The organism is Buttiauxella sp. B2 (assembly GCF_006376615.1).
Lineage (GTDB): Bacteria > Pseudomonadota > Gammaproteobacteria > Enterobacterales > Enterobacteriaceae > Buttiauxella.
Window position 1 is genome coordinate 76,829 of sequence record NZ_VEXQ01000010.1, and the last position, 21,151, is coordinate 97,979.

17 protein-coding genes are annotated in these 21,151 nt (G+C 48.9%); 9 read left to right on the forward strand and 8 right to left on the reverse strand.

Features of this window, described 5'->3' with window-relative positions; translation table 11 throughout:
- Positions 1-2: 2 nt before the first annotated feature.
- The 4 genes from gsiC to iaaA form a co-directional block, all read right to left on the reverse strand.
- Positions 3-923: a glutathione ABC transporter permease GsiC gene (gene gsiC / locus FH968_RS12995; RefSeq protein ID WP_139880153.1), complete on the reverse strand. Its 921-nt coding sequence runs from the start codon at positions 921-923 to the stop codon at positions 3-5.
- Between the two features lie 65 nt (positions 924-988).
- Positions 989-2,527, reverse strand: a complete 1,539-nt coding sequence (gene gsiB / locus FH968_RS13000) for a glutathione ABC transporter substrate-binding protein GsiB (protein ID WP_139880155.1) — start codon at positions 2,525-2,527, stop codon at positions 989-991.
- Positions 2,528-2,543: 16 nt separating this feature from the next.
- Positions 2,544-4,394 (reverse strand): glutathione ABC transporter ATP-binding protein GsiA, encoded by a 1,851-nt coding sequence (gene gsiA, locus FH968_RS13005; RefSeq protein WP_139880157.1) that lies wholly within the window; start codon positions 4,392-4,394, stop codon positions 2,544-2,546.
- Positions 4,394-5,347: a beta-aspartyl-peptidase gene (iaaA, locus tag FH968_RS13010; protein WP_139880159.1), complete on the reverse strand. Its 954-nt coding sequence runs from the start codon at positions 5,345-5,347 to the stop codon at positions 4,394-4,396. Before iaaA ends, gsiA begins: the two co-directional genes overlap by 1 nt.
- A 214-nt stretch (positions 5,348-5,561) precedes the next feature.
- Between iaaA and moeA the strand changes: the two genes are divergently transcribed.
- Both moeA and moeB read left to right on the forward strand, forming a co-directional pair.
- The gene (moeA, locus tag FH968_RS13015; protein ID WP_139880162.1) at positions 5,562-6,794 is read left to right on the forward strand and encodes a molybdopterin molybdotransferase MoeA; all 1,233 of its coding nucleotides are present in this window, start codon (positions 5,562-5,564) and stop codon (positions 6,792-6,794) included.
- A 2-nt stretch (positions 6,795-6,796) separates the two neighbouring features.
- Positions 6,797-7,558 carry a molybdopterin-synthase adenylyltransferase MoeB gene (moeB, locus tag FH968_RS13020; RefSeq protein ID WP_139880164.1) on the forward strand — a complete coding sequence of 254 codons (762 nt, stop codon included), beginning with the start codon at positions 6,797-6,799 and terminating at the stop codon, positions 7,556-7,558.
- On the opposite strand, the gene FH968_RS13025 is transcribed toward moeB, so the two are convergent.
- Positions 7,546-8,619: a LacI family DNA-binding transcriptional regulator gene (locus FH968_RS13025; protein ID WP_139880166.1), complete on the reverse strand. Its 1,074-nt coding sequence runs from the start codon at positions 8,617-8,619 to the stop codon at positions 7,546-7,548. The two genes, moeB and FH968_RS13025, sit on opposite strands and share 13 nt — an antisense overlap.
- Positions 8,620-8,916: 297 nt before the next feature.
- Between FH968_RS13025 and FH968_RS13030 the strand changes: the two genes are divergently transcribed.
- On the forward strand, positions 8,917-10,218 hold the full coding sequence (locus FH968_RS13030; protein WP_139880168.1) for an MFS transporter: 1,302 nt from the start codon (positions 8,917-8,919) through the stop codon (positions 10,216-10,218).
- 17 nt (positions 10,219-10,235) lie between these two features.
- Positions 10,236-12,596, forward strand: a complete 2,361-nt coding sequence (locus tag FH968_RS13035) for a TIM-barrel domain-containing protein (RefSeq protein WP_139880170.1) — start codon at positions 10,236-10,238, stop codon at positions 12,594-12,596.
- A 71-nt stretch (positions 12,597-12,667) separates the two neighbouring features.
- Here FH968_RS13035 and FH968_RS13040 read toward each other — a convergent pair whose 3' ends face one another.
- The gene (locus FH968_RS13040) at positions 12,668-14,263 is read right to left on the reverse strand and encodes an ABC-F family ATPase (RefSeq protein ID WP_139880172.1); all 1,596 of its coding nucleotides are present in this window, start codon (positions 14,261-14,263) and stop codon (positions 12,668-12,670) included.
- A 233-nt stretch (positions 14,264-14,496) separates the two neighbouring features.
- Here FH968_RS13040 and ldtB point away from each other — a divergent pair, with 233 nt between their 5' ends.
- From ldtB to sanA, 5 genes are all read left to right on the forward strand, one after another.
- Complete coding sequence (ldtB, locus tag FH968_RS13045) at positions 14,497-15,417, forward strand: L,D-transpeptidase (protein ID WP_139880174.1); 921 nt, start codon at positions 14,497-14,499, stop codon at positions 15,415-15,417.
- Between the two features lie 202 nt (positions 15,418-15,619).
- Positions 15,620-16,021 (forward strand): CidA/LrgA family protein, encoded by a 402-nt coding sequence (locus tag FH968_RS13050; protein ID WP_139880178.1) that lies wholly within the window; start codon positions 15,620-15,622, stop codon positions 16,019-16,021.
- Positions 16,018-16,713 (forward strand): CidB/LrgB family autolysis modulator, encoded by a 696-nt coding sequence (locus tag FH968_RS13055; RefSeq protein ID WP_139880182.1) that lies wholly within the window; start codon positions 16,018-16,020, stop codon positions 16,711-16,713. Before FH968_RS13050 ends, FH968_RS13055 begins: the two co-directional genes overlap by 4 nt.
- 130 nt (positions 16,714-16,843) lie before the next feature.
- Positions 16,844-17,728 (forward strand): cytidine deaminase, encoded by an 885-nt coding sequence (gene cdd, locus FH968_RS13060; RefSeq protein ID WP_139880186.1) that lies wholly within the window; start codon positions 16,844-16,846, stop codon positions 17,726-17,728.
- Positions 17,729-17,857: 129 nt separating this feature from the next.
- Positions 17,858-18,598: an outer membrane permeability protein SanA gene (sanA, locus tag FH968_RS13065; RefSeq protein ID WP_139880189.1), complete on the forward strand. Its 741-nt coding sequence runs from the start codon at positions 17,858-17,860 to the stop codon at positions 18,596-18,598.
- A 36-nt stretch (positions 18,599-18,634) separates the two neighbouring features.
- Here sanA and FH968_RS13070 read toward each other — a convergent pair whose 3' ends face one another.
- Together FH968_RS13070 and FH968_RS13075 are read right to left on the reverse strand one after the other, a co-directional pair.
- Positions 18,635-19,849 (reverse strand): cytoplasmic protein, encoded by a 1,215-nt coding sequence (locus FH968_RS13070; protein ID WP_223271320.1) that lies wholly within the window; start codon positions 19,847-19,849, stop codon positions 18,635-18,637.
- A 99-nt stretch (positions 19,850-19,948) separates the two neighbouring features.
- The gene (locus tag FH968_RS13075; protein ID WP_139880198.1) at positions 19,949-21,151 is read right to left on the reverse strand and encodes an anaerobic sulfatase maturase; all 1,203 of its coding nucleotides are present in this window, start codon (positions 21,149-21,151) and stop codon (positions 19,949-19,951) included.

Genomic DNA, 21,151 nt, shown 5'->3' on the forward strand with positions numbered 1-21,151 from the left:
CCTTACTTGTACCTGATGGCCGGGTTAATGGCGGCGTACAGCAAATCCACCACTAAGTTGATAACAATAAATTCCAGCGAGAACAGCAAGACTTCCGCCTGAATGACCGGATAGTCGCGCATTTCGACTGAATCCACCAGCAAGCGCCCAAGCCCCGGCCAGTTAAATACTTTTTCGACGACAATTGAGCCACCGAGTAAAAAACCAAACTGCAATCCCATCATGGTGACAACTGGGATCATTGCGTTACGCAGCCCGTGTTTTATCACTATCAGCGTTTCGCTCACCCCTTTGGCACGCGCAGTGCGCATGTAATCCTCTTGCAGCACATCAACAAACGAGGCTCGCGTAAAGCGTGCCATCACTGCGGCTACAGCTGCACCAAGCGTTACCGAAGGTAAGATGTAATGTTGCCAGGTGTCAGCACCCACGGTGGGAAGCCAGCCCAGTTCCACTGAGAAAATCTGCATCAGCAACATTCCCAACGCAAAGGCCGGGAAAGAAATACCGGAAACGGCAATCGTCATGCTTAATCTGTCCGGCCAGCGGTTGCGCCAGACTGCGGAAATGATCCCGGTGAACAAGCCGAAGATAACCGCCCAAATCATGCTGGTCAGCGTCAGCCACAACGTAGGCATAAAGCGGCTGGCTATCTCTTCAGAAACTGGACGGCGTGACACCATTGAGGTGCCGAAGTCGCCCTGCACAACGTTGCTGATAAAATGCCAGAACTGCTGCCACAGTGGTAAATCCAGCCCAAGCTGTTTGCGCACCATTTCAATAACACTGGCATCGGCCTCCGGCCCTGCAATCAACCGCGCCGGATCACCGGGCAACATGTGGACGAACAGAAACACCAGCACCGCGACGATAAGCAGTGTAGGAATCAGACCCAGCAGACGTTTGAGAAAATAGTTAAACATCTTCTTTAAACACCCTCGCCCTAACCCTCTCCCTTAGGGAGAGGGTTAGGGTAATATCCATCACCTTATTTCAAATCCGCGTTATCAAAACTAAACCCGGTATCTGGCATCACATAAAAACCGCTTAGGTTTTTACTGTGCGCGGAAACCAGTTTTTCGACCACCAACGGCACCCACGGAGATTCTTTCCAGATGGTGTCCTGTGCGTCTTTGTACAGTTTCGCTTTCTCATCACGGTTAGTTGTTTTCAGCGCTTCAACCAGGTCTTTATCAACCTGCGGATTGCTGTAGAACGCAGTGTTGAACAATGTTGGGGGCCAGTTAGATGATGCAAACAGTGGCGACAACGCCCAATCTGCTTCACCTGTCGATGCCGACCAACCGGTGTAGAACATTCTTACACCGCTCTCTTTTTGCCCTTTGGCCTCCACTTCTGCGGCACGCTGCCCGGCATCCATCGCCGTGACTTTCACTTTGATCCCGACCTGGGCCAGTTGCTGCTGAGTGAACTGCAACACTTTTTGCGCCGTACTGTGGTTATGCGATGACCACAACGTGGTTTCGAAACCATTCGGATAACCCGCTTCTTTTAGTAATTCACGCGCTTTCGCCGGATCATATGGCCACGGCTTGTATTTTTGTGCGAAGTCGATAGACGGCGGCACAACACCTTCTGCTGGTGTCGCATAACCGGCAAACGCCACTTTCACCAACGCCTGGCGGTTAATTGCGTAGTTGATAGCTTCACGTACTTTTGGGTTATCAAACGGTTTTTGCGTGACGTTCATGCTGAGGTAGCGCTGCATGATAGACGGCGAAGCTACCAGTTCCAGCTTGTCGTTTTTCTCAAGCACTCCGGCCTGTTCGTAAGGAATCGGGAACGCAAACTGGGCTTCGCCGGTTTGTAGCATTGCCGCACGAGTGTTGTTATCCACCACCGGACGCCAGGTGATCGAATCCAGTTTAGGCAGGCCTTGTTTCCAGTAACCGGCGAATTTCTTCACTTTCACAAAGTCAGTCTGGTTCCAGGTTTCCAGCTGATACGGGCCGGTGCCTACCGGATGGAAACCAATCTCTTTGCCGTATTTTTTCAGTGCTGCCGGGGAAATCATCGCCGTTGCCGGATGGGCCAGAATATTAATAAACGCCGAGAACGGCTGTTTGAGCGTGATTCTTACCGTGTTGGCATCTACCGCTTCGGTTTTAGCAATCGCCTTGTACAGGTTATAGCGCTTGAGGTGATTTTCAGGATTACTGGCGCGATCCAGGTTTACTTTCACCGCCTCGGCGTTGAAATCGGTGCCATCCTGGAATTTAACGCCTGGCTGCAACTTGATGGTGTAAACCAGCCCATCATCAGAAACGGTGTAGCTTTCAGCCAGCACATTTTGCAGTTTCATCTCTTTATCCAGGCCAAATAGCCCCTGATAAAACGATTTCGCCACTGCCTGAGAAAGAGTGTCGTTAGCATCATACGGGTCAAGCGTGGTGAAGTTGGATGCGACGGCGACAACAACATCTTTAGCAGCAAATGCCGGAGCGGCAATGACGCTGGTCGCAAGACCCGCAGCCAATAACCACTTTTTACTTTCAAATACGGTCATTGTGTTCTCCTGATTATTATTGTGGCAGGGCAACAAAGTGCCCGGGCCCGACATTCACAAGCGTTGCAACATGCGGTTCATATCCCAGCTTATGCGTGGTACTGGGGATTTCATCAGAAAGCAAAACAGGTCTTGGACGACGATGGGCAGGGTCTGCAACCGGAACAGCCGCCATTAATTTACGGGTGTATGGGTGCTGCGGATTTTCGAATACCGCACGACGTGGGCCGATTTCGACAATTTGCCCGAGATACATCACCGCAACGCGATGACAAATTCGCTCAACCACCGCCATATCGTGTGAAATAAACAAAAAGGCGATGCCAAACTCGCGCTGTAGGTCGAGCAATAAGTTGATGATTTGCGCGCGAATCGAGACATCCAACGCTGAGACAGACTCGTCGGCAATCACTACTTTTGGATTGAGCGCCAACGCACGGGCAATGCAGATGCGTTGCCTCTGTCCGCCAGAAAACTCATGCGGATAACGCCAGGCATGTTCGGGCATCAGGCCGACTCGCTCAAGCAACCAGGCTACGCGTTGTTGCGCCTGTTCTTTGGGCATTACATTGTGAACCAGCAACGGTTCCATAATCGAATAGCCGACGGTCAAACGCGGATCGAGTGAAGCGTAAGGATCCTGGAAAATAAACTGAATGTCTTTGCGCACATGTTGCATATCCGCATTCGAAAGCGTGTCGATGCGCTGGCCGTTGAAATGAATGCTGCCGCCTTGGGTTTCTACCAGCCGCAACAGCGCACGCCCGGTAGTGGATTTACCACTACCCGACTCCCCAACCAGCCCCAACGTTTCACCTGGCCACAAATCAAAACTCACTTTTTCAACTGCGTGTACTCGGCTGGTGACTCGGTTAAGAATGCCACTACGAATGTCAAAACGTGTCACTAAATCACGAACTTGCAGTACAGGTGTTGACCCTGGGGTAACCGTGTCTTGCTCGGTTTCAGTCTCGGGATTATGCGGATTGTCTGGGTTAACCAGTGGAAACTTGCAGGGTAAATCACGGCCATTCATCGCGCCGAGGCGCGGTACTGCCGCAAGTAACGTTTTGGTATAAGGATGCTCAGGTGCGCGGAAAATTTGCTCAACGGTACCGGTTTCCACGGCCTGACCGCGATACATCACCAACACCCGGTCGGCAATATCTGCAACCACGCCCATGTCGTGGGTGATAAAAATCACGCCCATATGCATTTCATCTTGCAGAACGCGAATCAGCTGGAGGATTTGTGCCTGAATAGTGACATCCAGTGCGGTGGTGGGCTCATCGGCAATCAGCACCGCCGGACGGCAAGATAGCGCCATTGCAATCATCACGCGCTGGCGCATACCACCGGAAAGCTGGTGCGGATAACGGCCCAGAATCGCTTTTGCTTCCGGAATGCGCACCCGCTCAAGCATGCGTTTAGCTTCTTCCATTGCCTCACTTTTACCCAACCCTTGATGCAAGCGGATGGATTCGGCAATTTGCTCGCCGACAGGAAACACTGGGTTTAGTGACGTCATCGGTTCCTGGAAGATCATCGCAATATCGGCACCGCGCACATTGCGCATTTGCGATGAATTCAGCGTTGCCGGTTCAATTACCTGGCCATTGCGGCGGCGCAGCAGGATTTTATTGCTGTTGACCGAGCTTGCTGACTTTTCCAGCAAGCGCATCAACGCCAATGCCGTAACCGATTTCCCAGAACCCGACTCCCCAACAATCGCCAGTGTCTCACCGCGTTTTAGCGTAAACGACAGCTCAGACACCGCCTGGGTGTCGACCTTTTCCTGGCGGAAACTCACGTTCAGTGCACTAACAGACAGCACTTCGTCATCGGGCAGTTCGTGACTGTGGGGCATCAATGCTCCTGGCTGCGATAAATTCCGACGCTCGGGGCATCACCGACATAACCGTAGCCGCGGTACATCCCTTCGCTGTTAAATGGCAATGCGACGTTGCCTTCAAGATCAACGGCAATCACTCCGCCGCTACCTTGCAGCGCCGGAAGTTTTTCCATCACCACGCGTTCACTCGCCTGATGCAGGCTGAGGCCGCCATACTCCATCAATGCTGCAATGTCGTAAGCCGCCAGGGCTTTCATAAACACTTCACCCGTTCCGGTACAAGACACCGCAACGTTAGCATTATTGGCGTAGCATCCAGCGCCGATAATCGGGGAGTCGCCGACTCGGCCAGACATTTTGTTGGTCATGCCGCCAGTAGATGTTGCTGCGGCCAGATTACCGTGTTGGTCGAGTGCGACAGCACCCACGGTGCCAAATTTGGTGTCCGGATTAATGGGTTCGACACCATCATGATCCAGCAGCGTCTGTTGATTCGCCCTGGCGCGTTGCAGTTGTTCCCAACGCTCCTGAGTAGAGAAGATGTCGGGCGATACTGGCTCCAGCCCTTGCTGCTCGGCAAAATTTTCCGCACCGCGGCCAATCAGCAATACATGCGGGCTATGTTCCAGAACCTGACGCGCGGCCAGAATGGGATTGCGAATATGGCTAACGCCCGCAACGGCCCCCGCTTCAAGGGTGTTGCCGTCCATGATGCAGGCATCCAGTTCATGCGTACCGTCATGGGTAAACACCGCACCGATTCCGGCGTTAAACAACGGGCATTCTTCGAGCAGGCGAACCGCTTCGGTAACCGCATCCAGCGCGCTGCCACCGGCTTCGAGTAACGCCTGTCCGGCCTTAACGATTTCCGATAACGCTTTAATGTAAAGCAGCTCTTTTTCGGGGCTGAGTTGCGCACGGGTGATGGCTCCTGCGCCACCGTGAATAGCGATTACTGCTTTGCTCATTTCGACGTAGCCCTGTCATGGTTATCCGGTTTTCATTTTCTCTATAAATATCAGATTCGTTGAACCGGCTTGAGACGATTTTCGAATATAGAAAGATGTAAATGTGATGTAAAGAGAAATGGCATTTTGGATTACTCCTAATGGGACATTCAGCCATTTGCATTTCTCTGCCATAATGTCCGACATATTTTTTCCCGCGCTGCAGGAGCTTTTAATGGAATTTACCGCCGGGCTTATCCCCCTTGAAACCGCAATGGAACAGATGTTGTCGCGAATTGTTCCTGTCACCGAATCTGAGTCAATCCCTTTGCTACAAGCTGCTGGGCGCATTACATCGCACCCTGTCACTTCACCTTTGGACGTACCTGGTTTCGATAACTCAGCGATGGACGGCTACGCGGTACGCCTGAAAGATTTAGCATTAGGCGTGGCCTTGCCGGTGGCGGGAAAAGCGTTTGCTGGACAACCCTTTGCAGATGTTTGGCCAGAAGGGACCTGCATTAGAATTATGACCGGAGCGCCAGTGCCGCCAGAAACTGACGCGGTAGTGATGCAAGAAGAAGCCACCGTAACCGAAAGCGGTGTGCGTTTTAACGAACAAGTTAAAAACGGGCAAAACGTTCGTCTGCGTGGGGAAGACATTCGCCAGGGTGCAAGCGTGTTACCAGCGGGTAAGAAACTCAGTGCGGCTGAATTACCCCTGATTGCGTCGTTGGGCATTGCACAAGTGGCTGTGCTGCGTAAGGTGCGCGCTGCGGTATTCTCAACCGGCGATGAACTGCAACTCCCAGGCCATCCGCTTGGCGAAGGCCAAATCTATGACACCAACCGTCTTGCGGTCCATATCATGCTTGAGCAACTAGGCTGCGAGGTTGTCGACTTAGGGATAATCTGCGATGACCCCGAAGCCCTGCGCGCGGCGTTTATTGAAGCCGATAGCCAGGCTGATGTGGTTATCAGCAGCGGCGGTGTTTCCGTCGGTGAAGCGGATTACACCAAACAATTGCTTGAAGAGTTGGGTGAAGTCGGTTTCTGGAAGCTTGCGATTAAACCGGGCAAACCTTTTGCTTTTGGCCGCCTGAAAAATAGCTGGTTCTGTGGCCTGCCAGGTAATCCGGTTTCAGCGGCGTTGACTTTCTATCAACTGGTTCAACCGCTATTAGCTAAGTTAAGCGGACAACAAGGTAACGCCCTGCCGCCACGCCAGCGCGCCCGAACTGTTGGCAAATTGAAAAAATCTCCGGGTCGCCTCGATTTCCAACGCGGGATTATGCGCACCGGTATTGATGGGCAGTTAGAAGTGCTGAGCACAGGGCATCAGGGTTCGCATATTTTCAGCTCCTTTAGCCAGGCTAACTGTTTTATCGTGCTGGAGCGTGAACGCGGCAATGTTGAAGCGGGTGACTGGGTTGAGATTGAACCGTTCAATCACCTGTTTGGAGGCTAAGCATGACCGCTGAATTAAGCAATCAAGAAATGCTGCGCTACAACCGCCAGATTATTCTGCGAGGTTTTGATTTTGACGGCCAGGAAGCGTTGAAAGCAGCGCACGTGTTGATTGTTGGGCTTGGCGGTCTGGGAAGTGCTGCAGCTCCGTATCTGGCCGCTGCGGGTGTTGGTCACCTGACGCTGCTAGATTTTGACACCGTGGCACTGTCCAATTTGCAGCGCCAGACGCTGCATTGTGATGCCACCATTGGACAGCCGAAAGTTGACTCCGCTAAAGCGTCACTGGCGACAATCAATCCGCATATTCAGCTAAACACGATTAATGCATTGTTAGACGAAGCGCAATTGTTAGAGTTGATTGCCAGCCATGATTTGGTGATGGATTGCACCGATAACGTAGCCATTCGCAATCAGCTCAATCAGTGCTGTTTCACATTGAAGAAACCGCTGGTTTCAGGTGCGGCGATTCGCATGGAAGGGCAAATCAGCGTCTTCACTTATCAGAAAGGTGAACCCTGTTATCGCTGCCTGAGCCGCCTGTTTGGCGATAATGCTCTGACTTGCGTAGAAGCGGGTGTAATGGCTCCGCTGGTCGGCGTGATGGGTTCATTGCAGGCGATGGAAGCCATCAAACTGCTGGCGCATTACGGTGTGCCAGCAGCGGGAAAAATCGTGATGTACGATGCGATGACTTGCCAGTTCCGCGAAATGAAACTACAGCGTAATGCACAATGTGAAGTGTGTGGCGATCATTCGTCATAAAGCCCCACGCTGCTGACCGCCGTATGGCTTTTGTTGGGGCGAATACGGCGTACCGAATCACGCACCACCAGCGTCCCGTTTAGCAATAAATTCCCCACTGGTGCATCGGGACGGATTAAACGTTGCTGAAGAATATGTACTGCTTCCTCTCCTAGTGTGTCGCGCGGGACATGCACCGAGGTCAGCGGCACATCGTGAATGGCTGCAAGGTTAAAGCCGTCGATACTCATTACTGAGATGTCATGCGGAACGCGCAATCCTGCGTTTTGCAGAGCGCTCACCGCTCCTGCTGCCATAAAATCGCCGCCAACTAACAAGGCTGTGGGCAACAAATGGCGCGGCGTTTTCTCCAGAAACTCACTGATTAACTTTTCACTCTCTTTGGCGCTAAAACTCTGCGCAGTAATCAAATGCTGCGCGTCATCAAAATGCAAATTGTTGGCATCCCATGCCTCACGTATGCCCGCCAGACGTAACTCCATGGTGTATCGCCGCAGGCAAAGTAAATTCACTACTGTTTTATGGCCCTGCTCGAACAAATAGCTCGCTGCAAAATCACCAATCAATTTGTGATCCGGTGCCACTCCCGGCAAGCGCATTTTGCGATCACGGCAGTTGATCAACACGCAAGGCTTACCGAGATCAACGGCCAGGTCGTGGATATGCGGTGAGTCGATACCGAGCAAGATCGCCGCTTCTGTTTCCACCTCATTTATTTTGCTCAGAAACAGGTTAGCGTCGCTGTCGTTTTCTTCGAGAGCACAATAACGCAACCGGACTTCATGGGGCGACAGCGCCTGGCTCAGCCCTTGAATGACGCGATAATAAAAGACGTCAGTTCGCTCATCAAAAGCGCGTTGGGGCGCAAAAACAACCAAACTGTTAAGTAGCAAGCGCCCTGCCGCCATTCCTGCCAGCACACCTTTTTGCCCGGCACAATTCAATACCTGTTGGCGCGCCTGTTCACTGGTGTTTGATTTTCCCGCCAGCACACGTGAAACGGTGCTAATTGAGAGCCCAGTTTCCGCAGCAATTTCGGCGATTTTTAGCTTTTTACTCATTCTGTGATCTGCACCCATTTCGGCAATGAAAAATTTTTCATGACGAAGTGTATGGCTTAATCACTGAGATTTTCGTTATCAAACGCACGTATTTCTCTTTCGTATGAAAATTTTTTCACCAAAGCTGCTATTGAGCATTTTCTAACTGTTTTACGCTCACTCCATTGCCATAACTGAACCTGCTATTATGTGGCGATAAGATAATAAAATAATTATTAATCAATTAGATACAAATTTACGCAGTCATATGACTGTAGAAAATATTCCGACAGAAGATGCTTCTACGTGGAGAAAGACATGAGTCATGGCATAAATTCAGGTGTTGCCGCCGTTAAGGGCAAACGCACTATCCGCAACTTGCGCTGGTGGGTTCTGGTGCTGTTCTTGTTAGGCGTTACCGTTAACTACATTACCCGCAACTCACTCGGTATTTTGGCCCCTGAGCTGAAAACCAGTCTTGGTATTACCACCGAACAATATTCTTGGATTGTCGGTGCGTTTCAACTGGCCTATACCCTATTCCAGCCTATCTGCGGTTGGTTAATTGACGTTATCGGCCTCAAGCTCGGTTTCTTAGTTTGTGCAGGTATTTGGGCTGTTGTTTGCATAATGCATGCCGGTGCAGGGAGTTGGCTGCAACTGGCAATTTTGCGCTTTTTTATGGGTGGAGCAGAAGCCGCAGCAACGCCAGCGAACGCCAAAACTATCGGTGAATGGTTCCCGAAAAAAGAACGCCCGATTGCAGCGGGTTGGGCAGGTGTTGGCTTCTCGATTGGTGCGATGCTTGCACCGCCAATCATCTATTTTGCACACGCCTCTTTTGGCTGGCAGGGCGCGTTCATGTTTACCGGTGTTCTGGCCATGCTGTGGGTCATTTTGTGGTGGTTGTTCTATCACAACCCGGAACAACATCCGAATCTGAGCAAAGAAGAACTGGCGTTTATCAAGCAGGATAACGAGCCAGAAGCGGTAAAACTACCGTTTCTGACCGCACTGAAAACTGTAGGTAAAAACAAACGTTTCTACGGTATCGCCATTCCCGCTTTTATGGCTGAACCGGCCTGGGCTGTGCTGAGTTTCTGGGTACCACTGTATCTGGCAAGCGAACGCGGGATGGACCTCAAACAAATCGCCATGTTCGCCTGGCTACCGTTCCTCGCCGCCGATCTCGGCAGTATCGCCAGTGGTTATTTGACCAAAATCTACACCCGCTGGTTTGGCTGCTCACGCACCAACTCCATCGTGGCAAGTTCAGTTACCGGCGCGTTCATGATGATTGCCCTGGCACTGGTTGCCATCACTAAAGACCCGTATATCACCATCGCGCTGATTTCCGTTGGCGGCTTTGGCCACCAGATTATCTCGTGCATGTTGAGCGCACTGGTTGTTGATTCCTTTGATAAAGGCCAAATGGCGACGGTTAACGGTATGCGTGGCTCTGCCGCCTGGATTGCCAGCTTCCTGTTCTCGCTGTTGATTGGCGTAACCGCCGACAAAATTGGCTACAACCCCCTGTTTATCGCCATGGGCTTCTTTGACCTGATTGGCGCTGTATTCCTGGTTTCTTTTATTGCTGAACGCCGCACTAAGCGCGCTTGATAGATGGATTGTGAACAATGAAAACTTTGAAAAAATGGGCACTGTTGAAATCGGATTCCAACCACGTTGAGTTAAGCGTGGACGGCAAACATCGCCTGAATCTTTTTGTTCTGGAACAAGGGATGTTCCGCGTATTAATTAAGCGTGAGAACAAACTGGCGCTTAATCGCACCTGGAGTATTGCGCCTGAAAACGATGTGCCGTGGGAAGGCCGCGCACGCGAAAGTCTGGAAGGTTTTGCATTACCTGGTTTCACGATTGAAGAACGTGATGAAATGCTGCGTATTAGCACCGATAAACTGCGCGTTACCGTTCACCAGCCGCTGTGGCTGGAGTGGGAATATAAGAACGACAGCGACGAGTGGCAAATGCTGGCAAGCGACCGCCCAACCAGCGCTTATTTGCTCAATGCCCATGGCGACGGTGTGGCACATTATCAGCGTCGTTTTAAAGATGAGAGTTATTACGGCCTGGGCGAGAAAGCGGGCCCACTTCAACGCACCGGTAACCGTTATGAAATGCGTAACCTGGATGCGATGGGCTATAACGCTGAATCTACCGACCCACTGTACAAACATATTCCGTTCACCATCACTAAGCGCCCGGATGTGAGTTTCGGGATGTTTTACGACAACCTGAGCAGTTGCTGGTTGGATTTGGGTAACGAAATTGACAACTATCACCTGCCCTATCGTCGTTGGCAGGCAGAATCGGGAGATGTGGATTATTACTTGTTCCTCGGTCCGCAAGTGCTGGATGTTACCAAAGCCTTTGTACGCTTGACGGGTAAGACATTGTTTGGCCCGAAATGGAGCCTCGGCTACAGCGGCTCAACCATGCATTATACCGACGCACCGGATGCGCAAAACCAGTTGATGAGCTTTATCCGTTTGTGCAATGAACATGCTATTCCGTGCGATTCGTTCCAGCTTTCGTCGGGTTACACTTCCATTAATAACAAGCGCTATGTCTTTAACTGGAACTTCGACAAAGTGCCGCAGCCGAAAGTGATGAGCCAGGCGTTTCACGATGCGGGCATTAAACTGGCGGCGAACATTAAGCCATGTCTGTTGCAGGATCACCCGCGTTACCAGGAAGTCGTTGAGCAAGGTCTGTTTATTAAAGATTCCGAGCAAGATAGCCCAGAAAGATCCATCTTCTGGGATGACGAAGGATCACACCTCGATTTCACTAATCCGGCGACCGTGAAATGGTGGCAAAACGGCGTCACCAAGCAACTGCTGGAGATGGGTATCGACTCCACCTGGAATGATAACAACGAATATGAAGTGTGGGATGGGGAAGCCCGCTGCAACGGTTTTGGCGAAGAGATTGCCATCAAAAATATCCGTCCAGTCATGCCGCTGTTGATGATGCGCGCCTCGCTGGAAGCGCAACAAGCTTTCGCACCGGAAAAACGTCCGTACCTGATTTCACGTTCAGGCTGTGCTGGAATGCAGCGTTATGTGCAAACCTGGAGTGGCGACAATCGCACTAACTGGAATACGCTGCGCTATAACACCCGTATGGGCGTGGGCATGAGCCTGTCTGGTTTGTATAACGTTGGGCACGATGTCGGTGGCTTCTCTGGCGATAAACCTGAAGCCGAGCTGTTTGTGCGTTGGGTACAAAATGGCGTAATGCACCCACGTTTCACCATTCACTCGTGGAATGATGATCAAACCGTCAATGAACCGTGGATGTATTCATCTGTTACTCCGGCCATTCGCAGCGCTATCGAAACACGTTATCGCCTGTTACCGTACTTCTACACCCTGCTGTGGCAGGCCCATGCAGATGACGAACCCATGCTGCGCCCTACTTTCCTCGACCATGAACATGACGTAAAAACCTTCGAGGAGTGTGACGACTTCATGCTAGGCCGCGATTTGCTGGTGGCAAGCGTAGTAGAAGAAGGCCAACGCCGGCGTGAAGTTTGGCTGCCAGAAAATAACACGGGCTGGTATGACTATTACACCGGTCAGTGGTATAGCGGCGGTCAGAGTATCGTGGTTGATGCCCCCCTGGAACGCTTGCCATTGCTGGTTCGTGCCGGTGCTGCCCTGCCGCATTCCGCACGAATTACTTACATAAAAGCAAGCGCTGACGATGTGCGCGAGCTGAAAGTGTATCCGCTGCAAGGTACGGGCGTTTCACACGGCAGCTTGTTTGAAGATGACGGTGAATCATGGGGTTATCAGCAAGGCAACGCGCTATGGCTGAACTGGGAAATTCACACCAACGCAGATGAAATTCATGTGACCTTTAGCCGTAAAGGTGAATATCAACCTGCATGGAGAGAGATGAAGTTGACACTCCCGGCAGGCGAAAAACGCCGTTTACTGGTCGATGGGAAAGAGCAGGATTATTGGCAATAATAACGGTCAGCCCCATAAAAAAACCGCCAATTAGGCGGTTTTTTTATTTTAACTATTAATCAGCTAGCTGACTAACCGTCAATACCTTTACTACGCAGGTAATCTTCGTAGCCACCGGTAAAGTCAATCAAGCGCTCTGGCGTAATCTCAATCACACGTGTTGCCAGCGAGCTAACAAATTCACGGTCATGAGAAACAAAGATCAGCGTGCCTGGGTACATTTCCAGCGCCATGTTCAGCGATTCAATGGATTCCATATCCAGGTGGTTAGTCGGTTCATCCATGACCAGAACGTTAGGACGTTCCATCATTAATTTACCAAATAACATGCGGCCTTTTTCACCACCAGACAGCACCTTCGCAGGTTTTTTAATATCGTCCTGGCTGAACAGCAGACGGCCAAGGATGCTGCGCACCGCTTGCTCGTCGTCACCTTCTTGCATCCACTGGCTCATCCAGTCAAACACCGTCAGGTTATTTTCGAATTCGTATTCGTGATCCTGTGCGTAATAGCCTATTTGCACATTCTCAGACCATTTCACAGTACCTGCGTCCGGAGTCAGTTCGGCGACCAGAGTTTTAAGCAAAGTGGTTTTACCCACGCCGTTAGTACCCAGAATGGCGAGTTTTTCACCCACTTCCAGCAGCATGTTAACGTCTTTAAACAGCGGGCCGTTATCAAAGCCTTTAGACAAACCTTCAACTTCCAGCGCGTTACGGAACAGTTTCTTATCTTGCTCGAAGCGAATGAACGGGTTCTGACGGCTGGATGCTTTAACTTCGTCCAGTTTGATTTTATCAATCTGACGAGCACGCGAAGTCGCCTGGCGAGATTTAGAGGCGTTGGCGCTAAAGCGGCTAACGAAGGATTGCAGGTCTGCAATCTGCGCTTTTTTCTTGGCGTTATCAGACAACAGACGTTCACGCACTTGTGTCGCCGCCGTCATGTATTCGTCGTAGTTGCCTGGGTAAACACGCAGTTCGCCGTAGTCCAGATCCGCCATGTGAGTACAAACCATGTTCAGGAAGTGACGGTCGTGCGAAATGATGATCATTGTGCTGTTACGTTCGTTAAGCACGGTTTCCAGCCAACGAATAGTGTCGATGTCCAGGTTGTTCGTCGGTTCATCGAGCAGCAGAATTTCTGGGTTTGAGAACAGTGCCTGCGCCAGCAACACGCGCAGTTTCCAACCTGGAGCAACTTCGCTCATCGGGCCGTAATGCTGTTCTACAGGAATGCCTACGCCTAACAACAGTTCACCCGCGCGAGCTTCGGCAGTGTAACCGTCCATTTCGCCGTACAGGACTTCCAGGTCGGCAACTTTGTAGCCGTCTTCTTCGCTCATCTCTGGTAACGCGTAAATGCGGTCGCGTTCTTCTTTTACTTCCCAGAGTTCAGCATGGCCCATGATTACCGTGTCGAGAACGGTGAATTTTTCAAAGGCGAATTGATCCTGACGCAACTTACCGAGGCGTTCGTTCGGATCAAGTGAAACGTTACCCAGCGTTGGCTCTAAATCGCCACCGAGGATTTTCATAAAGGTAGACTTGCCGCTACCGTTAGCGCCGATCAAGCCGTAACGGTTGCCGCCGCCAAATTTGACAGAAATATTTTCAAACAACGGCTTACTGCCGAACTGCATTGTGACGTTACTGGAAACTAGCACAGAGATGTCCTGGTAAAATAAGTTATTTAATATGTGAGATCGGGCACATTATGCCATAACTCAACGTGCAGATCGCTCTGCTTGTGCTCTGGTGATAAAATAATCAATACACAAAAAAATGTGATTTAATCCACATCTGATTTCCCTGGTTGATGGAATGCACATATAATGCGCGCTCAAACCGCTCCGTTTCTTCACTAACTAGCCTGCATGGCCATAAATACTTCGCATACATGAATATGAAACTACGCACAATTTTACTGGCATTTGTGGCTGTTGTGGCTTTTAGCAAAACAGCTTCTGCCGTGACCTATCCTCTGCCAACCGATGGCAGCCGTCTGATTGGTCAAAACCAAGTCGTCACCATTCCTGAAGGTAGTACCGCACCGCTGGAGGAATACGCAGCGCGTTACCAGATGGGTCTTTCCAACATGTTGGAAGCCAACCCAGGTGTTGATCCATACCTGCCAAAAGCTGGCACCATCCTGAACATTCCTCAGCAGTTAATTCTGCCGGATACCGTTCATGAAGGTATCGTTATCAACAGTGCTGAAATGCGCCTCTATTACTACCCAGCAGGGACTAACACAGTCATCGTGTTACCTATCGGTATTGGCCAGTTGGGTAAAGACACCCCACTGAACTGGACGACAAAAGTAGAACGTAAGAAAGCGGGTCCAACCTGGACGCCAACCGCGAAAATGCACGCAGAATATATTGCTGCCGGTACTCCACTGCCAGCCGTTGTTCCTGCGGGTCCAGACAACCCTATGGGTCTGTACGCGCTCTATATTGGCCGCCTGTACGCAATTCATGGTACCAATGCTAACTTTGGTATTGGCCTGCGCGTGAGCCACGGTTGTGTGCGTCTGCGTAACGAAGATATCAAGTTCCTGTTCGAGAAAGTACCAGTCGGCACACGCGTCCAGTTCATCAACGAACCTGTTAAAGCAACCGTTGAACCAGATGGCACGCGCTATATTGAAGTGCACAACCCACTGTCTACGACTGAACAGCAATTCAACTCAACTGAAATCGTGCCAATCACGCTGAAAAGCAATGTGACTGCGATTACCGCTCAGCCTGATGTGGATAGCACCGTATTGGATCAAGCAATTCAGGGCCGTTCCGGTATGCCGGTACGTCTGAATTAATCAACGGTTTCAAGCCAAATAAAGCGACCCCACAGTGGGTCGCTTTTTTTATGTCTGCAAAATGTGGAGTTGTAAGATTGCCCAAAACATTCTGGAACGTTCCAAACGGGAATATTTGGTATGCTCATAATTCATGATGTGATCGGTAGCACATTTTCAGCTTTAATTGTATGATGAATGCGTTTATTAAAGGGTAATCACCATGCGTAACACTCTCACCGTCATTTGGCAGTACCTGCGTTCTTTTATATTAATTTACATATGCTTATATGCAGGCATTGCGATTGCTTCACTGCTTCCGATCACTATTCCTGGCAGCATTATTGGCATGTTAATTCTGTTTGTATTGCTCTCACTACAAATCCTGCCAGCTAAATGGGTTAAGCCGAGTTGCCACTTGCTTATCCGCTATATGGCGTTGCTTTTTGTGCCAATTGGCGTTGGCGTGATGCAGTATGTTGATGTAATAAAACAGCAATTTGGCCCGGTAGTGGTGTCGTGTTTTATCAGTACGATAGTGGTGTTCGTTGTGGTGAGTTTAAGTTCACAATTAGTACATGGTGAGCGAAAAATTGTGGGTGAATGTGAGGGCGACACAAAATGATTCATCACATCTGGTGGTCTTTACCGTTAACCCTTGTAACCTTTTTCCTCGCACGCCAAATCGGTAAGCGTTTTAAAACGCCAATTTTGAACCCATTATTGGTTTCAATGATTGTTATCATTCCCATTTTGGTGTTTACCCACACACCTTACGAACATTACTTCCAGGGCAGCAAGGTGTTGAATGACTTACTACAACCAGCAGTCGTTGCTCTTGCTTTCCCGCTGTATGAACAGCTTCATCAGATTCGCGCACGTTGGAAATCCATTATCACTATCTGTTTTATTGGCAGCATGGTGGCGATGATTACCGGTACGTCGGTTGCATTGCTAATGGGCGCAACACCTGAAATTGCAGCGTCAGTATTACCTAAATCAGTAACCACGCCGATTGCAATGGCCGTTGGCGGTAGTATCGGTGGTATCCCGGCGATCAGTGCCGTGTGCGTCATTTTTGTCGGCATTTTGGGTGCGGTATTCGGCCATACTTTGCTGAATTTGATGCGCATCAAAACCAAAGCTTCGCGCGGGCTGGCAATGGGTGCAGCCTCACACGCCTTAGGTACCGCACGCTGTGCCGAGCTGGATTTCCAGGAGGGTGCTTTTGGCTCATTGGCGCTGGTCATTTGCGGTATCATAACGTCACTGACTGCCCCGTTAATTTTTCCGGTAATTTTGGCTGTCTTTGGTTAAAACTTGCGAGAGATCGCGCATTTTCATTCTTTATTTCATATGTTGCATTTGTAATTAGATAAAGATCACATATAAAGCCCATACAGAACCGTAAACTACGGTTCAATTACTTGTTATGAGGCTATGACCCATGCGCTCACGTTTTCAGGCTGCTCTCGCACAACTCCCGGCTTCCCTGCAAGCCGCTTTGCAACCCTTGATTGCTGATCCCCACTTCCCCGCGATGTTTAGCGCAACGGAAGTGGAATCATTGAAAGCCCAGTCAGGACTGGATGACGATGCGCTGGCATTTGCCTTATTGCCACTCGCTGCGGCCTGCGCCCGGGCAGACTTATCCCATTTCTACGTGGGTGCTGTGGCCCGTGGTATAAGCGGTAATCTGTACTTTGGCGGCAATATGGAGTTTCTTGGATCTACCATGCAACAAACCGTCCATGCCGAGCAAAGCGCAATTACCCACGCCTGGATGCGCGGTGAAAAAGCACTAACTGCAATAACCGTTAACTACACACCATGCGGGCACTGTCGCCAGTTTATGAATGAGCTCAATAGCGGCATTGCATTACGCATTAATCTGCCAGGCCGTAAACCTGCAACGCTGGGCGACTACCTACCAGATGCATTTGGCCCGCGTGATTTAGAAATCAAAACCTTGTTACTTGACGAAATGGATCATGGCTTTGTGCTGCAAGGCGATGAGTTGAACCATGCCGCTATTGCTGCGGCAAATCGTAGCCATGCACCATACAGTAACGCGCCATCGGGTGTGGCGCTGGAAATGCGTGACGGAAAGATATTCACCGGAAGCTATGCGGAAAATGCCGCATTCAACCCTTCCCTGCCACCTCTGCAAGCGGCACTGAATCTGCTGAGTCTTTCAGGTTACGACTACAACGAAATCCAGCGTGCTATTCTGGCAGAAAAAGCTGAAGCACCTTTGACACAGTGGGATGCGACTGCCGCAACGCTGAAGGCTCTGGGCTGTATGAATATCGACCGCGCACTTTTAAATTGATCCCCACTGCGGGTGCGCTAGCACCCGCAGTGATGAAAATTGACGCAACCAATTCCGCGAATCTTGCTCTTCACCATCAGGTAAAGTAGCCTTGAATAAAATTTCATCCCTTTATTGAGCTGCAAGTCCATGTTGAAGCGCGTGTTTTATAGCCTGTTGGTGATAATCGGCTTGGCTGTGGTAGCTGCGCTGTGTCTTGACCGCTGGATAAGTTGGAAAACTGCGCCTTACGTTTACGACGAATTGCAGGATTTGCCCTACCGCCAGGTCGGCGTTGTGCTGGGCACAGCCAAGTACTACCGCACTGGCGTGATTAACCAGTACTATCAATTCCGTATTCAGGGTGCGTTAAATGCCTATAACAGCGGCAAGGTAAACTATCTGCTGTTAAGCGGTGATAATGCGCTGCAAAGCTACAACGAACCGATGACCATGCGCAAAGACCTGATTGCCGGAGGCGTTGATCCTGCTGATATCGTGCTGGATTACGCAGGTTTCCGCACTCTGGATTCCATCGTTCGCACACGAAAAGTGTTTGATACCAACGACTTTATTATTATCACTCAGCGTTTCCATTGTGAACGTGCGTTATTTATCGCCCTGCATATGGGTATTCAAGCGCAGTGTTATGCCGTTCCTTCCCCAAAAAATATGATGACGGTGCGTATCCGGGAATTTGGAGCGCGTTTAGGAGCGTTGGCGGATTTGTATCTCTTCAAACGTGAACCGCGTTTTCTTGGGCCATTAGTGCCCATTCCTGCATTATATGAAGTGCCGGAAGACGCGCAGAGTTACCCAGCTGTCACGCCGGAGCAGGTTTTGGAATTACAAAAGAAAGAAAAAACACTCCCTCACATTGATGCTCAATAAGCTACCAACGCGTAGTCCTTATCAATAATGATAGGTTCAGGTATTCCCGAGAAAAGTATCAGCATTATAAAAATACTGGTTATATTCCTGCATCAAAAACTCCAGTAAGTAATTAACATTAGCTGGCGAATGTCGAATGAGACACATATAAAATGGATGCTGCTGAACGAATTGTATAAAACTTTGAGCGGGCTCTAACGTTGCTTCAAACACACTGTTCCCACGACGCAATCCAGTCAAGTTACAGACTGCCAGATGATACTGCCGCTGAGAGTAATAATACCAAGCATCATTCCAAACGATATCTGAGACAATCATTTCAGAGTGAACATTCTTTCGACATTTCCTGTCACCCTGCTCGTAAACAAAAGAAATATGGCAATTCCCGTCCTGGACACTTTTTAAATTCGCTACCAAACATCCGCCATAGATGAAGCACTCATGCTCCAGGTAATGGTGAACATATAAGCTATACCTATCCGTAAGTGTTTTGACAAGTTCGAAATGCCGATAGGCTGCAAGAACAGGTTTGACAATAGCTCCAGAATCATTACTTTTTAACTGTGCAGTACCATAATGTGTATCAAAATATACATCACGCCGACTCATTAATCTGTCTTTAGCAAATATCCGCGAAACTAAATTTTGTCCAATACAACTTTCTTCATCAGTTATTTTATATTGAAAATCTACAGGGATAGATGTAGCCGAAGGTGCATAATTTGTAGAGATAGCAATAATGCGTCGACTCCTTTTATCAGCTGTCACAATGGCATACATTCGATTAGACGAAGCGTTAAAGTTAATTAAAAATGCCGCTGTAGATAGCTCAGAGTCTATTGATATAGAAGATGATTGAGTTTGGATAAGGCGAGAAATCGATGCCATTTTTGATAGATCACGCCCTAGTACTGTACTGCTGTATTCTGATCCATAGGGTAATTCTTTTAAAGATCTACCATTTCGAACGAGCTCCCCAATAATCAATAACCGTGGCGATATGGGAAAATCACAATAATGGATGAAAGTGATACTGCAATCAGGGCATTTGATCCGTTGCAATCCATTTTTCGAACGCCCATGACGAGTAAGCCCTTTGCTTTTCCCGCAATGAGGGCATGACAAAATGATACCTTGATAGCCTTTGTTAACCTGAGCTTTGAAAACATTCAATGCTCTTGCACTAATAACAGGAAAAGAGAACCCACATTCTAAGCACAATATATTTAATCCACTTTTCTGGTAGGACAAACTATTGAGCACTCCGAGATTTTTACAACCATATGTTTTGCAAAAATTTACATCCGTGTACTTGAATATCCCTGAACTCACAGTAAATGTATCCGTATGTTAAAGAATAAGGTTTTTTATCTCAGTGGGAGAAATTCCATTGTCCCAAAGAGACTTCATCATGAGCATATAAGGTTTTGCATAGTGAAAGAAGGCTTTATAGCCAGAACAAAAATAATTCAGATTCTCCCCACCAGAGAGTGAGGGTGTAATACGATGTTTTGGGCATCCTCCATAGCAAGCAAATTTGAACTCACATACTTGGCATTCATTAGCCAGTTTTTTACTTTTAGCTATCGCAAAGTTGGTATTATTCTGCCCATCCCGAATATTCATAATACTGTCTGAATGAATGTTTCCGGCCTTATACTGCGGATAAACATAATGATCACAATGATAGACATCTCCATTCATTTCTAAAGCTAAAGCTGTACCACATTGCTCCGCAAATATGCATATCTGCGCGGGTAGTTTGCACCATACTGAAAATATATGTTCGAAAAACTGAATGCCAATATTACCAATATCACGCCTTAACCAATGATAAAATATTGTTTTCATAAACTTAGAAAAATCATCGGGTGTAATGGATTGTGCGGATACTTTAGTTTCCCCCTGAAAATCAGGGGGTACCCATGTATAATCACTTGTTAAATCACTCCTGGCCTCACGTTCTAGTAAGGGAATAAATTGCATATCTGTGCTACCAATTTCTTTAAGGTAATTATAAACTCTCAATGGATGCTGAACATTAACATCATGGAGAACAGTCAATGTATTAAAACCAACCTCATGATCTACAAGTTTTCTAATTGCTTTAAGGACTTGTTGATGTGTCGATTTACCCGCTTGAGTTTTCCTATAACAATCGTGAAGTTCTTCATCCCCATCTATTGAAATACCAATCAAAAAATTGTGCTCGCGAAAAAAATTGCACCATTTATCATTAATTAGCACTCCATTAGTTTGTAGAGTGTTTATTATCCGCTTACCTTTCGCATATTTTTTTTGCAATGTACGAGCTCTTGAAAAAAAATCTATCCCTGCCAACGTAGGTTCTCCCCCTTGCCAGGCAAAAATGACTTCATCTGTTTGCTGCGCATCAATCTGCTGTTGGATAAAAAGATCCAACGTAGCATTATCCATACAGGATGACTTTCGCAAAGGGTACAGGTGAGATTTCTCAAGATAGAAACAGTAGTCACAGTTGATATTACACTGTGACCCTGTAGGTTTAGCCATAACATGGCAACTTTTTTTCAT

What these genes read in the sequence shown, in the direction of transcription:
- cdd (WP_139880186.1), top strand. Translation starts at nt 16,844, where the DNA reads ATGCGCTCACGTTTTCAGGCTGCTCTCGCACAACTCCCGGCTTCCCTG.
- gsiB (WP_139880155.1), bottom strand. Translation starts at nt 2,527, where the DNA reads ATGACCGTATTTGAAAGTAAAAAGTGGTTATTGGCTGCGGGTCTTGCG.
- FH968_RS13030 (WP_139880168.1), top strand. Translation starts at nt 8,917, where the DNA reads ATGAGTCATGGCATAAATTCAGGTGTTGCCGCCGTTAAGGGCAAACGC.
- gsiC (WP_139880153.1), bottom strand. Translation starts at nt 923, where the DNA reads ATGTTTAACTATTTTCTCAAACGTCTGCTGGGTCTGATTCCTACACTG.
- ldtB (WP_139880174.1), top strand. Translation starts at nt 14,497, where the DNA reads ATGAATATGAAACTACGCACAATTTTACTGGCATTTGTGGCTGTTGTG.
- gsiA (WP_139880157.1), bottom strand. Translation starts at nt 4,394, where the DNA reads ATGCCCCACAGTCACGAACTGCCCGATGACGAAGTGCTGTCTGTTAGT.
- iaaA (WP_139880159.1), bottom strand. Translation starts at nt 5,347, where the DNA reads ATGAGCAAAGCAGTAATCGCTATTCACGGTGGCGCAGGAGCCATCACC.
- FH968_RS13025 (WP_139880166.1), bottom strand. Translation starts at nt 8,619, where the DNA reads ATGAGTAAAAAGCTAAAAATCGCCGAAATTGCTGCGGAAACTGGGCTC.
- FH968_RS13035 (WP_139880170.1), top strand. Translation starts at nt 10,236, where the DNA reads ATGAAAACTTTGAAAAAATGGGCACTGTTGAAATCGGATTCCAACCAC.
- FH968_RS13055 (WP_139880182.1), top strand. Translation starts at nt 16,018, where the DNA reads ATGATTCATCACATCTGGTGGTCTTTACCGTTAACCCTTGTAACCTTT.
- sanA (WP_139880189.1), top strand. Translation starts at nt 17,858, where the DNA reads ATGTTGAAGCGCGTGTTTTATAGCCTGTTGGTGATAATCGGCTTGGCT.
- moeA (WP_139880162.1), top strand. Translation starts at nt 5,562, where the DNA reads ATGGAATTTACCGCCGGGCTTATCCCCCTTGAAACCGCAATGGAACAG.
- moeB (WP_139880164.1), top strand. Translation starts at nt 6,797, where the DNA reads ATGACCGCTGAATTAAGCAATCAAGAAATGCTGCGCTACAACCGCCAG.
- FH968_RS13050 (WP_139880178.1), top strand. Translation starts at nt 15,620, where the DNA reads ATGCGTAACACTCTCACCGTCATTTGGCAGTACCTGCGTTCTTTTATA.
- FH968_RS13075 (WP_139880198.1), bottom strand. Translation starts at nt 21,151, where the DNA reads ATGAAAAAAAGTTGCCATGTTATGGCTAAACCTACAGGGTCACAGTGT.